The 13,904-nt window shown below is 64.8% G+C and carries 12 protein-coding genes and 1 pseudogene; 9 read left to right on the top strand and 4 right to left on the bottom strand.

The genetic code is table 11. The annotated features are described in order from the left end of the window. Window positions 1-314: 314 nt before the first annotated feature. A complete protein-coding gene (locus AC1DT7_RS05425; RefSeq protein WP_478034772.1) occupies window positions 315-1,418 on the bottom strand; it encodes an acyltransferase family protein in 1,104 nt (367 codons plus the stop codon). 621 nt (window positions 1,419-2,039) lie between these two features. Here AC1DT7_RS05425 and AC1DT7_RS05420 point away from each other — a divergent pair. The 3 genes from AC1DT7_RS05420 to AC1DT7_RS05410 all read left to right on the top strand — a co-directional run bounded on the left by AC1DT7_RS05420 (window position 2,040) and on the right by AC1DT7_RS05410 (window position 4,797). Next, entirely contained in the window at window positions 2,040-2,696 is a 657-nt protein-coding gene (locus AC1DT7_RS05420) for a terminase small subunit-like protein (protein WP_478034770.1), read from the top strand. Continuing rightward, the gene (locus AC1DT7_RS05415) at window positions 2,693-4,324 is read left to right on the top strand and encodes a terminase large subunit domain-containing protein (protein ID WP_478034768.1); all 1,632 of its coding nucleotides are present in this window, start codon (window positions 2,693-2,695) and stop codon (window positions 4,322-4,324) included. Before AC1DT7_RS05420 ends, AC1DT7_RS05415 begins: the two co-directional genes overlap by 4 nt. Before the next feature lie 170 nt (window positions 4,325-4,494). Next, window positions 4,495-4,797 carry a hypothetical protein gene (locus AC1DT7_RS05410; protein WP_478034767.1) on the top strand — a complete coding sequence of 101 codons (303 nt, stop codon included), beginning with the start codon at window positions 4,495-4,497 and terminating at the stop codon, window positions 4,795-4,797. On the opposite strand, the pseudogene AC1DT7_RS05405 reads toward AC1DT7_RS05410, so the two are convergent. Further along, window positions 4,716-5,256, bottom strand: a pseudogene (locus tag AC1DT7_RS05405) (hypothetical protein). The gene AC1DT7_RS05410 and the pseudogene AC1DT7_RS05405 overlap by 82 nt on opposite strands. 182 nt (window positions 5,257-5,438) lie before the next feature. On the opposite strand from AC1DT7_RS05405, the gene AC1DT7_RS05400 reads away from it, so the two are divergent. The 6 genes from AC1DT7_RS05400 (at window position 5,439) to AC1DT7_RS05375 (ending at window position 12,501) form a co-directional block, all read left to right on the top strand. Then, the gene (locus tag AC1DT7_RS05400; protein ID WP_478034765.1) at window positions 5,439-5,735 is read left to right on the top strand and encodes a hypothetical protein; all 297 of its coding nucleotides are present in this window, start codon (window positions 5,439-5,441) and stop codon (window positions 5,733-5,735) included. 311 nt (window positions 5,736-6,046) lie between these two features. Beyond that, window positions 6,047-6,946 carry an HNH endonuclease gene (locus tag AC1DT7_RS05395; protein WP_478034763.1) on the top strand — a complete coding sequence of 300 codons (900 nt, stop codon included), beginning with the start codon at window positions 6,047-6,049 and terminating at the stop codon, window positions 6,944-6,946. Between the two features lie 138 nt (window positions 6,947-7,084). Continuing rightward, entirely contained in the window at window positions 7,085-8,365 is a 1,281-nt protein-coding gene (locus AC1DT7_RS05390) for a hypothetical protein (RefSeq protein ID WP_478034762.1), read from the top strand. 325 nt (window positions 8,366-8,690) lie between these two features. After that, entirely contained in the window at window positions 8,691-10,757 is a 2,067-nt protein-coding gene (locus tag AC1DT7_RS05385) for a M13 family metallopeptidase (RefSeq protein WP_478034981.1), read from the top strand. An 83-nt stretch (window positions 10,758-10,840) separates the two neighbouring features. After that, the gene (locus tag AC1DT7_RS05380) at window positions 10,841-12,019 is read left to right on the top strand and encodes an alpha/beta hydrolase (RefSeq protein ID WP_478034761.1); all 1,179 of its coding nucleotides are present in this window, start codon (window positions 10,841-10,843) and stop codon (window positions 12,017-12,019) included. A 26-nt stretch (window positions 12,020-12,045) separates the two neighbouring features. Further along, on the top strand, window positions 12,046-12,501 hold the full coding sequence (locus AC1DT7_RS05375; protein ID WP_478034760.1) for a hypothetical protein: 456 nt from the start codon (window positions 12,046-12,048) through the stop codon (window positions 12,499-12,501). A 117-nt stretch (window positions 12,502-12,618) separates the two neighbouring features. Here AC1DT7_RS05375 and AC1DT7_RS05370 read toward each other — a convergent pair whose 3' ends face one another. Continuing rightward, the gene (locus AC1DT7_RS05370) at window positions 12,619-12,822 is read right to left on the bottom strand and encodes a hypothetical protein (protein WP_478034759.1); all 204 of its coding nucleotides are present in this window, start codon (window positions 12,820-12,822) and stop codon (window positions 12,619-12,621) included. A gap of 154 nt (window positions 12,823-12,976) precedes the next feature. Further along, a complete protein-coding gene (locus AC1DT7_RS05365; protein ID WP_478034758.1) occupies window positions 12,977-13,708 on the bottom strand; it encodes a zinc-ribbon domain-containing protein in 732 nt (243 codons plus the stop codon). Window positions 13,709-13,904 lie beyond the last annotated feature (196 nt).

The raw sequence follows: 13,904 nt of genomic DNA, 5'->3' as shown, positions 1-13,904 counted from the left end.
CCGCTGAATGTCACTGGCCGGAATGATCACTTGAGCGGCAGCCGGAGCGGACGTAGAAACCTGCCGCATGCAAAAGGTCGCATTCACCATTCTCCACGCACCGAGAATTTTGCTCGCTAGGAGCCAACCATTCCTCGGACTGTTGACACTTCCATTCCGGGCGCTGCGCGAATCGAACGCAAGGATCGCTGAACGCCGAGCCGCCAGCCTGTGCGTCATCTGCGGGGAAGTCCCACCGCCTCCTGGCTACGAAGAATGCGCCAGATGCCACAACGAATGATCGCGCCTTAATCGGCCGAGCAGGGCGCGTTAGTTCAATACCGCCAGCGCTGGCCGAATCTACGAATTGGCCCTTCGAAATATCGCGCCGAGAGTGCGGCGAGAGCGCAGGTCAACGCGAATGCGAGGGCCGTCACCGCGATCGAGGCGGGGCCATCGAAGCCAGCGGAGTGCATTCCCAAGAAAATGTATTTTGTGAGGCCTAAAACGGCCTCGTGAAACATGTAGATCGCGTAAGACATCGCGCCGAACCAGAGCAACAATTTGGCGCGAAGTGCCCGAGCGAGCAGTCCATCTTGATCGATTTGGACGGCGAGTATGAGCATGAGGAATGCTGTCGAGAGTAAGGTGAAGTCGAATGGTTCGAACCACTCTCTCCGCGCCATCATTAAAATCGTCATCGCACAAGCCACGCCGAGCAATCCGTAGATCACTCGAATCCTTTCACGACAAGCTCGGACGAAGCGTCCGCTCTGCATCGCGTATGCGAGCAACGAACCGAACAGGAGGGAGTCCGTGCGGAAGGCCGTCACCATGAACGCGGTCGGCCCAGGGTTAAGGTATCTCAAAACTGGCGCCATAGCGGCGAGAAATATCAAGGCGGCGATCGCGGTTCGGCGCGGCAGCCATAGAACGATCAGCGGGACAATAAGATAGAACTGCTCCTCCACCGCGAGTGACCATGTCGGCCCGAGCCAGAGCGCCCCACCATTTCCATCGAGCCACATGGCTATGTTCTGAATGAACAGTACGTAGGACCACCAAGGCTTGGGATCTGCCAGAATGGGAAGATCGTTCGGGAGGGTCGCGCGAGCGCCGTAGAACGTGACGAGGACCAGAAAATAAACCGGAAATATGCGCGTGATACGCCTCGCGTAAAATGCCCGGAAATATCTCGGCGATCCCTTTTCCTTGATTAGAATGTCGGTAATTAGGAATCCGGACAATACAAAAAAAAGGTCCACGCCGCTCCACGCTAGTTTTAACGGAGCCCGGAAATAATAAAAAAGGCTGCCGATCGGGGCCGTGATCTGAACATACACGAAGTGATAGGCCAGAACGGACAGCACGGCGCAGCCGCGTAGCCCATCAAGTGCGATGATGCGGCTCCGCTCGCCGCCCTTGACGCCTGCCCCCATGCCCCGCCTGTAGGGAGGCAATGGGGGATTGCCAATGGCCCCATGGAGCTAAATTGTTGGGCGCATCCTTTGATCGCCGAGACTGCGGCCGGGCAAACACGCTGACACGCCCCTTCCGCTCTAGAACCCTGCGGCAGTCAGCTTAGTGATTTCCTGCGCACCAATCTTGGCTTCACCCGCCACACTCGGGTGCACCGAATTGTCGATCAGGTCGGTCGCATCGGCGTTGATCCAGGTATCGACGTTCCAATAGGCTGCGTTTCCATCGCCGACCGCAGCAAAGGCCGCCTCGATCTTTGCGTTATACGATGCCGTGAGCGTCGGGCCGTTGCGATTGTTGGCAGGATTTCGCGACAGAATATCTTTGCGCTCGGGGCCTCAGCGCGGACGCCGCTGATATAGGTCTGATAGGCGGTTTGGAACGTCGATAGCGTCTGCCCAAAAAACACGCCGTTGGTGCCGCCGCACAGCACCACGGCGGCGGGCGGGACAGACAGGATGCCGCAATTACGGTTACGTGGCGTAATACCTGCCTGACGCCTGCCATGCCGCCCAGCCGCCGCACCGGTAGCCGGCATCCGCTCGATTCAACCCTGCCCCGCCCTGCCCTAATCCGGCGCGATGAAACATCGCAGCCCCGCCATCGAGAACGCCATCGTCGAGGGGATATCCCGCGGCATCACCCTGAAGGAGCTCTGTCGCGACCTGAAGATCGGGTACACCACCGTCTGGGGATGGATGGAGGACGAGGCGTTCGCCGCGCGCATGGCGCGGGCGCGGGCGATGGGGTTCGACGCGCTGGTCGATGAGATGATCGAGATCGCCGACGACGCCCGCAACGACTGGATGGACCGCAAGGACGCGAAGGCCGACACGCCGCCGGTGCGCAACCCGGAGAATGTCGCGCGATCCCGCCTGCGCATCGAGACGCGCATGCGTGTCCTGGCGCGGTGGTATCCGCTGCGCTTCGGCGGGATGGCCGGCCGGATCGGCGGCATGGGCGGATTGGCGACGATCGGCGCGGCGGCGAATGCCGGGTCACCCAGCCGGATACAGGGTGCGGGTACGGCGCCGATGGATGCGACGGCGATCGCGGCGCGGCTTTCCTCGATCCTTTCCACCATCGCGGCGCGCGACCCGGCCGGGGACGGGCTGGAGGACGGGGACGATTTTTCCGGCGACGCGCGCGGTGGCGACCCTGGTGAGGCTGATGGCGAGGATTGGGGCGACGGGCCGGTCATCGAGCATGACGATATGGGCACGGAGGGCGCGGCATGATCGACACCGACCCGGCCCGGCTCGACGCGCTGCTGCGCCGCGCGACGCCGGACGAGCGCGCGGAGATAGTGAGGCTTGCCGCGTCCGACACGATCGCCGCGCCCTGGCGCGCGCAGCCCGGCGCGCAGGCTCAGGCGCTGGGGAGCGAGGCCGACATCACCGGCTATGGCGGGGCAGCGGGCGGCGGCAAATCGGATCTGGTCGCCGGCCTGGCCCTGACGCGCCACCGCCGGTCGCTGATCCTGCGGCGCGAAAAGGCGCAGACCGACGGGATCGTCCAGCGGATCGCCGAGATATTGGGATCGACGATCGGCTTCAATCGGGGCCGCGGCGCGTGGCGCCTGCCCGATGGGGCGGGCACCCGGCTGATCGAGTTCGGCGGGCTCGACAATCCGGGCGATCACCACAAATGGCAGGGCCGGGCGCACGACCTGATCGCCTATGACGAGGCGACCGAGATGCGCGAGGCGCAGGTGCGCTTCACCATGGGCTGGGCGCGGACCAGCGACCCGGCGCAGCGCGCGCGGGTGGTGATGACGTTCAACCCGCCGACCAGTGCGGAGGGGCGGTGGGTGATCGAGTATTTCGCGCCCTGGCTCGACGATCGCCATCCGAACCCGGCGAAACCGGGTGAGCTGCGCTGGTTCACCACCATCCGCGGGCGCGATGTGGAGGTGCCGCACCGCGAGCCGTTCGTGCTGTTCCGGGGCGCGCCGCTGTACGATTTCGACCCGGAGGATTTCGGCGCGGACAAGGTGATCACGCCGAAATCCCGCACCTTCGTACCGAGCCGGGTGACGGACAATCTCTTCTATATGCGCACCGGCTATATCGACACGCTGCAGGCGCTGCCCGAGCCGCTGCGGTCGCAGATGCTCAACGGCGATTTCGCGGCGGGCGTGGAGGATGACGACTGGCAGGTCATCCCGAGCGCCTGGATCGACGCGGCGATGGCGCGGTGGCGGCCGAACGATCCCCCGGGCCATCCGGTGCCGGAGATGGACTCGATGGGCGTCGACGTGGCGGTGGGCGGGCGCGACAGCTTCGTCATCGCGTGCCGGCATGGCGCCTGGTTCGCGCCGCTGATCCGCATTCCGGGGCGCGAGATTCCGCAGGAGAGCGGCGGGCCGGTGACCGCCGGCCATGTCATCCGCCACCGGCGCGACCGGGCGGTGGTGCATGTCGACGTGATCGGGTGGGGCCTGACCACCGCCAATTTCCTGACCCAGAACGAGGTGCAGACGGTCGCGGTCAACGCCGCCGCCGGCAGCGCGACCGGGACCGCCGACGGGCGGCTGAAATTCGCCAATATGCGCGCCGAGATGGTGTGGCGGCTGCGCGAGGCGCTCGACCCGCAAGGGGCCGATCCGGTCGCGCTGCCGAACGATGCGGCGCTGCGGGCGGACCTGGCGGCGTATCAATGGAGCGCGACGGCGCGCGGCATTCTCGTGCGGTCGAAGGACGAGATGAAGACGATCCTGGGCCGCTCGCCGGATTCGGGCGATGCGGTGTGCCTGGCCAATCTGCGCACGATGAAACAGGGCGTGTGGGAGGATCTCGCCCATCAGCAGCGCCGGCGGCGGCGCGGCGAGGATGATGACGACGACCTGTATCGCGACGCCTGGTGACGCCGCCGGGCGGGGCGTTGCGACGAGCCGACAGGGGGTGCGCGACGAGCCGACACGGCGTTTTCCGCACGCCCCGCAACAGGCTCGGTCCATCGAGTCAGGGTCGAAACAAAGACCGGCGCGGCCCATGTCTAGGGCACAGGGGCCCAATAGCCGAGAGGATAACAGCAATGAATATCAAGATCTTGAGCACGGCCATCGCCAGCGCCACCCTCGCCATCGCCCTGCCCGCCACCGCGCAGGAGGTGCCGGCCGGCCAGACGACGCCGACGACACCCCCGACGACGTCGATGCCGGACACGACGGCGCAGCCCGCGCCGACGGCACCGCCCGAGGCAAGCACGCCGGCACCCGCGCCGGACAGCGCGACGACCGCGACGACGACGCCGAACTATCCGACGGATGCCTCGGCCACCGCACCGACCGACGATGCGAGTGCGGACACGGCGAAGAAGAAAAAGAAGAAGCATTGATCCGGCCGACAGGCTGATCGACGCGGCGGCGCGGGGGAAACCCCGCGCCGTTTTCGTTTTTCGTGTCGGCTCACGCCAAGTTTGACTCTGAAGATGGTCTCGATACGGCTTCGGCGCCTGTACCGGCGCTTGTCATATTTGACGGGTTTGTTGCGTGTTTTCCGACCTGGGACGCAGGGCTCGATGCCGTGAGGTGTGCCTTCAAACAGGTCGCGTCAATCATGACGGTCGTGGGATCAGCATCGGCGGCAGCCACCCCTTCATCATGCGGACGAACACACCCATCTCGCCCCAGCGCTTCCAACGGTTCTACAACGTCTTGCGCGGACCATAGTCCTGCGGTGCATCATGCGGCCGAACCCCGTTGCGGTTGACGAAACCGATGCCGCTCGGCGCCCGTCGGCCATCAACCCGCAGCTTGCCGTGGCTCCTGGAAAGATACGGCCGCGGACGTGCCATCTGCTCGTCCTCGGTTTCCTCACGGAGCCTGAATTGGGCGGATCGGCGAACGCATGTCGTCGACTGCCCGCAAGCAGTGAGCGATTCACCGCAAAATTGTTTTCCTGGCGGGGGGTTCACGACGAAAGTCTCGGGGCCCCGTTTCTTTCAGCAACGATCCCCCGATTGTCTGGAGTCTGGCCATGCGTTTTCCGCGAACCCTGCTCGTTCTCGCCGTCGTCTGCGGATCGGCCCCGGCCGCTGCGCAGGATGTCGGCCCCGCGCTCGACCCTGGCGCGATGACGGGCTGGGCCGGCGGCGCGGCGGCGCAATACAGCCTGCGACACCGCGGCACGCGTCGCGTACCGCCGATGAGCGCCTCGGAAGCGAGCGCCCGCGCGAAATGCGCGCGTCGCTACACCGTCGCCTCCAACCTCGGCATGGATCACCCAACGACCCGGCGCCTGTTCAAACTCTGCCGGGCGGCCGGCTATTATTGAATCAGGCTCTGACCGATGTTCAGACCATGAAGCGGATACCAAGCGGGTTGCCCACGCCGCTCTGCTCGCCAGCGCTGAGGCCGAGGCGCCCGCCTCCAGCCGTTCGACTGCTCGCACCTTGAACTCGGTCGCCCTCGGCACTCGCTCTGACACATACCCTCTTCCAGGACGTGGCACTCAATTAGATTGTCTCACTCAAGGGGTGCAGTCCAATAGTGTCCCCGATTTAAAGCCTGCGCTTGGCTCGATGCATTGCCGGCCACCGATACGAGCTCATTGTATCCCGGGCGATTTCCCCGCTATCCTGCCGCATGGCCTTTGGCGTCTTCCTGCATCGCGCGGATTCGATCTACGACGACAGCCCTGCGGAACAGTATCAGTTCCCCCGCCCCTATCTCAGCCGCGCCGAGCCGATGGTCGGCGACTGGATCGTCTATCTCGAGCCGCGCAAGGTCGCGAAGACACGCGGTTATTTTGCCGTCGCGAAGGTGAGGCAGATCATTCCCGATCCGGGAGCGCCGGGGATGTATATCGCGGTGATCGAACCGGGCAGCTATCTCGATTTTCCCAATCCGGTGCCGTTCAGCGATGCCGACGGGCTGGTGGAGCGCGGCCTGTTGAACGAGGCCGGCGCGATCTCCGGCCGGGCGCAATCGGCGGTACGTCCATTGTCGGCAGCCGATTTCAACCGCATCATCGAGCTTGGCCTTGGCGGGGACGACTCGCTGCTGCCGCGCGATGCCGAGCCGGCGGAGGGTTCGGTGGTGCAGGACGACCGTGTGCCGTTCGAATTCGAGCACGAACGGACGCGCGTCGCCTATCTTTCCAACCGCCTCGTCCGGAAGCAGATCTTTCGCCGTCTTGTGCTGCGCGCCTATGACGAGCGGTGTGCGATCACCGGATTGAAGCTGATCAATGGCGGCGGCCGCGCCGAGGTCGAGGCGGCGCATATCCGCCCTGTCGAGAAGAACGGGCCGGACACTATCGGCAATGGCCTTGCGCTGTCCGGCACCGTGCACTGGATGTTCGACCGCGGGTTGATCGGCCTGGAGGATGACCTGCGCATCCTGGTTTCCCGCCAGATCAACGACCCGGACGGCGTGCGGGGGCTGATCAACAAGAGCGGCTTTGCGCGGACGCCGCTGCGTCCGGGCGACCGGCCGCACCCGCATTTCCTGCGATGGCACCGGGAGCATTGCTTCAAGCTTTGACGGGCGGCCCGCGTCGCGCGCCTCCCCAATTTTCCACGGCCTATATCGCTCATATCAATGCAAAATGGTGCGATTCAAAGGTTACTACCCAAGGCTCATACGCCGGATACGAGATCATCTCGCATAAGGAGTTTGAGAATGTGGGCTGAGGATTTTGGCGCGGTCGGCGATGGCATCACGGATGACACATCGGCCCTGACCGCCTTCTGGAACGATGCCATGGCCAATCCCGGCGTTCCTTATCGGATGCGCGCCAGGCGCTATAAAATTACCGCCGCCCTGCCGACCATCAATGTTTCGAACGTCTGGATCGAGGGCGCTGGAGCTGAAATCCACGATACCGGGACCCTCGTCACAGGTACTGTCCTGGTGTGGGGAGGATCGTCGAGTCCGACGACACGCGTCTGCTCCATTTCCGCCGTGAGCGGCGCATCGAACCAGCGGGTTGCGAACGTCACGTTCAAAGGCATCGGTATCGACTGCAACTCGGGAACAGTCGGCTATGGCCTCGAGATCCTTTCCGTCCAGAAATCGACGATCAACGTCGCCATCGCAAATGCATCCGACAGAGCAGTGAATATATCTGTCGTGCCGTCACTTGGTGAGGCGCGGGACACCCAGCGCAACTTCATCCGAATCCAGGGACGGCAGATTGAGGCGCCCGGCGGATGCGTGCTCGTGATCAGCGGCGATACAGGCGCCAATACGTCGTTCAACGAGATCGAGGTCGATTGCCAGCACAGAAACATCCAGGCGATATATTGCAACAATAGTGACAATAACGACTGGCGGCTGGTTCGCTGCTTCAAGGTCGGCGATGGCCTGGCGACTGAATGTGTTTCGCTGAATGGATCAAACGCATTTGCACGAAACTCCAGGGCGGAACGCTTCCACGTTTTTACCGCCAACACGCCTCTGCATGCTTATGGCACAGGCTTTATCTACCCATCCATCAGCAACACCATTTTCTGCATCGATGGCGAAAACGGCACGCCGGCACCGATTATCGACGACGGAGCAAGCGTTCACTGGAGGTACGATCAATCCGGGCTGAACGAGGATGATTGGATTGAGTATATGCCAGCCATTAGTTCGCTCACCGGCACGCTCAGCAATGTTACGGGCGTCGTCGGTTCGTATCGCAAGCTTGGAAAGCGGGCAGAATTCAAGGTTCAGTTCCAGATCACGTCGAATGGAACAGGCGGCAGTGCCTTAGCAGCGACGCTCCCCATTGCTGCGCTCGCGGGCCTGAGCGGAGATATGTGCGTCGGCAAGGAGCGCGCAGTCACTGGAAAGGCGTTCACCGGCTTCATCGATGGCGGCGCGACGACTGTAGTGATGCAGAATTTTGACGGATCCTATCCCGGCATCAACGGTGGAGCGTTCACGCTGTCCGGGGAATATCAAGTCGGGTCCTAATTTTCCCTTTCGCGCGCACGGCCACGCCCCTTCCCCTTCTCGCGGGTAGGGGGCGTGGGATCGTGGATCGCCGGGGACAATCCAATCCGACGCTCCCGATTTTCCAGGGATAGAGACGCTTGGCGCCTGCGATACTGATGCATCCACACTGGTGCAAACTTACCCACGCACGAAAAAATCTTACGCCCGGCAATTGCAGCGGGCGGGTGCTTCATGCAGACAAGGCACATCAGCGCGGTCGGACGATCGCGTTTTCCCGTGTCTTGCCGGAGACTTACCCGTGAAGAAGAAGCTCGCTTTGGTCGCATCCCTCGTCACGCTTGCCATGGTCGCCCCGGCGGCCGCGCAGGACGATGTGGCCTGTCTCGATGACGGCTGCACCCTCCAGTCGCTGATCGCCACGGCGCAAGCCGGTGGTGCCGACGCGTCCGTGCCGACCCGTTATGGCAGCTGGGGTTTCGATCTGCAGGGCATGGACAAGACGGTGAAGCCGGGCGACGACTGGTTCCGTTATGTGAACGGCACCTGGGTGAAGAACACGCAGATCCCGGCCGACCGATCCTCCTACGGCGCCTTTGCCGTGCTGCGCGACCTGTCGGAGGCGCGGCTGCGCACGTTGGTCGAGGGGTATCAGGTTGGCGACGCGGCGCATGCCGACCGCGCCAAGGTCGCCACGTTGTACAAGACCTTCATGGACGAGGCGGTGATCGAAAAGGCCGATGCGGCGCCGCTGACCCAGCGGCTGGCGCTGGTCAAGGCGGCGAAGACCAAGGACGATATCGCGGTACTGATGGGCAAGTCGATGAGCGGCTTCGGCGCGAGCTTCTTCGGGGCCGGCGTGAACGACGATGCGAAGCAGCCCGACGTGTATGCGCTGTACCTGCGCCAGTCGGGCCTGGGGCTTGGCGACCGCGACCTGTATCTCGACGCCAAGTTCGCGCCGCAGCTTGCGCGCTATCAGCAATATGTCGCGCAGATGCTCGGCATGGCCGGCTGGGCCGAGCCCGAGGCGGCCGCCGCCAAGGTCGTCGCGATGGAGACCAAGATCGCGCAGTCGCACTGGACCCGCGCCGAAAGCCGCGACCGCGACAAGACCTATAATCTGATGACCCTCGCTCAGTTGCAGCAGGCGGCGCCCGGCTTCCCGTGGCAGGCCTATTGGACCGCGGCCGGGATCGGCAAGGCGGGGCGTGCGATCGTCGCGCAGAACACCGCCTTCCCGAAGATCGCCGAGGTGTTCGCCACGACCGATCTCGACACGCTGAAGGCGTGGGAAGCGTTCCGCGTCACCGACGATGTCGCGCCGATGCTGTCGAAGCGGTTCGTCGATGCGAATTTCGAATTCCGCTCCAAGTTCCTCAACGGCCAGCCCGAGCAGCGGGTGCGCTGGAAGCGCGGCGTCGCCTTTGTCGAGCGGGCGATGGGCGAGGCGATCGGCCGCGATTATGTCGCGCTGTATTTCCCGCCATCGTCCAAGGCCAAGATGGACGTGCTGGTCGGCAATCTGCGCACCGCGCTGGGCGGGCGCATCCGCAACCTGGCCTGGATGGGGCCGGAGACCAAGCAGGAGGCGCTTGGCAAGCTTGCCAACTTCACCGTCAAGGTCGGCTATCCCGACAAATGGCGCGATTATAGCGGCCTTGCCGTCACGCCGGGCGACCTCGTCGGCAATGCCGAGCGGTCGGCGCAGTTCGAATGGGATTATGACCGCAACCGCCTGGGCGGGCAGGTCGACAAGGGCGAATGGGGCATGACCCCGCAGACGGTGAACGCCTATTACAACTCGGTGAAGAACGAGATCGTCTTCCCTGCGGCGATCCTGCAGGCGCCGTTCTTCGACCCCGAGGCCGACGACGCGGTCAATTATGGCGGGATCGGCGGCGTGATCGGCCATGAGATCAGCCATGGTTTCGACGACCAGGGCCGCAAGTCGGACGGCAAGGGCGTGTTGCGCGACTGGTGGACCGCCGCCGACGCCGCCAAGTTCGAGGCGCAGGCAGTGAAGCTGGGCGCGCAGTACGAGGCGTACAGCTTTGACGGGCTGCCGGGGGTGCATATCAACGGCCGCGCCTCGATGGGCGAGAATATCGGCGATCTGGGCGGCGTGCTGATCTCGCTCGACGCCTATCACCAGTCGCTCGGCGGCAAGCCCGCGCCGGTGATCGACGGGCTGAGCGGGGACCAGCGCTTCTTCCTGGGCTGGGGCCAGGTGTGGCGCACCTTGTTCCGCAACGAGGCGCTGCGCCAGCAACTCGTCAGCGATCCGCATTCGCCGGGGCAGATCCGCGCGATCAACCCGCTGCGCAATGTCGATGCCTGGTATGAGGCGTTCAATGTGAAGCCTGAGGACAAGCAGTATCTCGCCCCGGCCGATCGCGTGCGCATCTGGTAACGCGCGCCTGATGTGATAGGCGGTGCGCGGGCGACGAGCCTGCGCACCGCCTGTCCGGGTGCGGGTGGCCGGAGAAGACGATCTTGGGAAAACCTCTGCTGGCGCTCGCTTCCCTGCTTGCCCTGCCCCTTTCCGGCTGCATCACGGTGCCGCCGAGCTATGGCCCGTCCGCCGGCGCGTGCACCGCGCAGACCGGCGATCCGGTGGCGGCGAAGGACCCGGTCTATTTCATCACGACCGGCATGCCCGACTGCGTCGATGGCGTGCCGCTGTCGCTCTCCGTCGCGCGCGGCTCCTTCGGCGAATATGGGCAGAAACGGCCCGACCCGGTGCGGTACGGCATGGCGACCGCCGGCACGGCGACGCTGCCGGTGCTGAGCTTGGCGGAGAAGGACGCGTGGCGCGCGCGCCTGACGCGCGACCTGCAGGCGCCGCCGAAACGCATCCTGCTGTACGTCCATGGTTACAACAACACGGTGGCCGAGGCGCTGTCCCAGGCCGACCAGATCGCCATGGCGGCGCGGTTCGACGGGCCGGTGGTGGCGTTTCTCTGGCCGTCCCAGCATGCGCTGGCCAAATATACCTGGGACGAGGAGAATGCGCGCTGGACGCAGCTCTGGTTCGAGCAGGTGCTGGCCGACCTGACCGCGATGGCGCCCGAGGTCGTGCTGGTGGGGCATTCGATGGGCAACCGGATCGCGATCGACGGGCTGAAGCACCTGCAAGGGCGATCGCCCGAGCTGGCGGCACGGGTACGCACCGTCATCCTCGCCTCGCCCGATATCGACCGCGAGCTGTTCGACCGCGACATGGCGCCGGACCTGGTGCGGCCGGGGCGACGCGTGGCGCTGTTCGCCTCGGGCAAGGATTTGCCGCTGCGCAGCAGCTGGGCGGTGCACGGCAACCCGCGCGTGGGAGATGTCGGCTGCACCTTCCGCCTGCGCCGCCGCAAGGGGCCGCTCATCGCCGAGCCGCGCTGCTACCCCGATCCGCGCGGCGGCCCGGGCGAGCTGACCGTGATCGACGGGACCGACATTCCCGGCAGGCCGCTTGGGCACAGCAACCATATCGACACGCCGGAGGGCCGCGCGGTGCTGCGCCAGCTGCTCGCGCCCGGTGCCGGGCCGTTACCCGCGGAGAAAGGCATGATGCTGCTCCACCTGGACAGCCCGCCCGATTGCGCGAGCGGGCCGAGCCGGCTGAAGATCGAGCGCCCCGTGGTGCGGTGCGAGGTGAAGAAGGGGAAGAAGGGGAAGAAGTGAACTCGCTTCGCTCCACAATCCTGATCATGGCAATCTTTCTCGCATCCTGCCGGGCACCTGCGCCGACGGATGAAGAGCGATATCAGGCGCTGGAGCGCGATGCGCAGGCGTCCTGCGCTTGCGAGGCACGCACGCATGGCCCGGCCCGCGCCCAGTGCTGGCGCGCGTTCGATGCCAAGATTAGCGCGCTGACCCCATTAGGGGCTTCGAAGAATGCGCTCGTGCCGACCTCGCCCGTTTTTCAATGCCTGAACGACAAGGGCCCCTGCATCGGGAAATGGTATTCGGTTGATATCGCCCGATCACCCCAGATGCGCGTGTGCAGCGCGGCCGACGCCAAGGCGATCGACCACGCCTTTGAGCGTGTCCTGGACAACACCAACGACGTACCCGCCGCGATCGCAGCGGGCCTCGCCGTCGCGCGGCGGGTACCCACATTGATCGTCGATGACATCCCGCCTGCCGGGGAGCCTGGCCAATAGCAGACATCCCGGACTTTTTCCGTTACGCCCCTCAACAGGCGTTGCGCCCGCGGGCCGATGGATGCCGGAACAAGTCCGGCATGACGGGACATCAAAACCTATTGCGCCGGGTCAGCCTCAGCACTTGGTGAACTGGCCCTTTTTCGGGCCCGAGGCGATGTGGCATTTGCCCTTCGCGTCCTTCGTTACACCGCCGGCCGGTGCGGCGGCTGCGGGGCATTTGACGAACTTGCCCTTGGCGTCCTTACACGGCGCGGCGAGCGCGGGTGTGCTGGAGAGCAGGGCCAGCGAGGCGATGGTGAACAGTGACGTGCGGATCATGGCATTCCTCCTGCCGATCTGGTCGGCTGCGACGGAGGTTAGGCGGGCATGACCGCCCCGACAGTGACGGCGACATGACAACGGCGTCATGCCGGGCCGGCGCGGGTGCGTCGTTCACGGTTCCCCGCCCCCTCCCCAGGAGCGGACGCCGATGTCAGGAGTCCAGGCTGCAATCGTTGAGGATCGTGGTACCGCCCAGTGCCTGTACGCTGCCGCACGAAACCGTGATCGTCATGCCTTTCGCCAATGGAGCAAGGCGCTCGCGATAGCCGCGCGGGAAGTTGACGATCATGTGGTTGAAGCGCGACCGTCCCTCGAGCGACAGCGCCGGGGTCGGTCCGGGCGTGACCATCGTCGCGATGATGCCCGACACCCGGACCGGACCGTCATAACGCTGCGCAGCGCCGCGCGGATCGCTGAAAAAGGCGGAATCCAGTGCTGACGCGGTGGTGAAGGTCGGGGTGAAGGGCGGCGGCGTGGTCAGGCGGTCGGCATCGCGCCGAGCGGCGTCGACCACGCGCTCCGGTTGAGCCGGCCGATCGGCCATCGCGCCGTCCCCCGCTTCTTGACCGCGATCGGACGCGCTATCCGAGCCGGCGCCTGACGCGGCGGCCTGTTGCTGTTCATTGCCCGCGATCGGGCGCGTGCCCTCTCGCTGACTCCATAAAAGATAACCGATCACCAGCACCGCGAGGACAATCACGATCGGCAGGATCAGCCGCGCGCCGCCGTTCGCCGGCGCGACCGTCGGCGCGAGCGGCTCGGGCCGGGCATAGCCGGCGGCGGGCGGGGGTGTGGCGGACGCGTCTTCCGTGGATGCGCCGCATTTGGCGCAAAAGCGCGCCCCTTCGGGAAGCTGGGAACCGCATTGGCTGCAAAAGGCCATCGTCGCTCTCCTCGCAGTGTCGTGGTTATCGCTGTCACGACGCGCGGCCGGCGCAGATCGTTCCCGAAAGCCAACGATGAGCCTCTCAAAACCCCCTGCGGAGCATCCCTTGCGACGTAGCGCCCGTTCTCAACGACGGGCCGAAGTATAATTGATCATTGTTCATTTGACGTTAATTGATCACTGCTTAATTGAG

Source organism: Sphingomonas sp. P3_C6 (assembly GCF_056402595.1).
This window is presented reverse-complemented; position numbering and strand designations above follow the sequence as displayed.

Excerpts from the sequence above, each read along its gene's own strand:
- AC1DT7_RS05425 (WP_478034772.1), bottom strand. The coding sequence starts at position 1,418 with ATGGGGGCAGGCGTCAAGGGCGGCGAGCGGAGCCGCATCATCGCACTT.
- AC1DT7_RS05420 (WP_478034770.1), top strand. The coding sequence starts at position 2,040 with ATGAAACATCGCAGCCCCGCCATCGAGAACGCCATCGTCGAGGGGATA.
- AC1DT7_RS05415 (WP_478034768.1), top strand. The coding sequence starts at position 2,693 with ATGATCGACACCGACCCGGCCCGGCTCGACGCGCTGCTGCGCCGCGCG.
- AC1DT7_RS05410 (WP_478034767.1), top strand. The coding sequence starts at position 4,495 with ATGAATATCAAGATCTTGAGCACGGCCATCGCCAGCGCCACCCTCGCC.
- AC1DT7_RS05400 (WP_478034765.1), top strand. The coding sequence starts at position 5,439 with ATGCGTTTTCCGCGAACCCTGCTCGTTCTCGCCGTCGTCTGCGGATCG.
- AC1DT7_RS05395 (WP_478034763.1), top strand. The coding sequence starts at position 6,047 with ATGGCCTTTGGCGTCTTCCTGCATCGCGCGGATTCGATCTACGACGAC.
- AC1DT7_RS05390 (WP_478034762.1), top strand. The coding sequence starts at position 7,085 with ATGTGGGCTGAGGATTTTGGCGCGGTCGGCGATGGCATCACGGATGAC.
- AC1DT7_RS05385 (WP_478034981.1), top strand. The coding sequence starts at position 8,691 with ATGGTCGCCCCGGCGGCCGCGCAGGACGATGTGGCCTGTCTCGATGAC.
- AC1DT7_RS05375 (WP_478034760.1), top strand. The coding sequence starts at position 12,046 with ATGGCAATCTTTCTCGCATCCTGCCGGGCACCTGCGCCGACGGATGAA.
- AC1DT7_RS05370 (WP_478034759.1), bottom strand. The coding sequence starts at position 12,822 with ATGATCCGCACGTCACTGTTCACCATCGCCTCGCTGGCCCTGCTCTCC.
- AC1DT7_RS05365 (WP_478034758.1), bottom strand. The coding sequence starts at position 13,708 with ATGGCCTTTTGCAGCCAATGCGGTTCCCAGCTTCCCGAAGGGGCGCGC.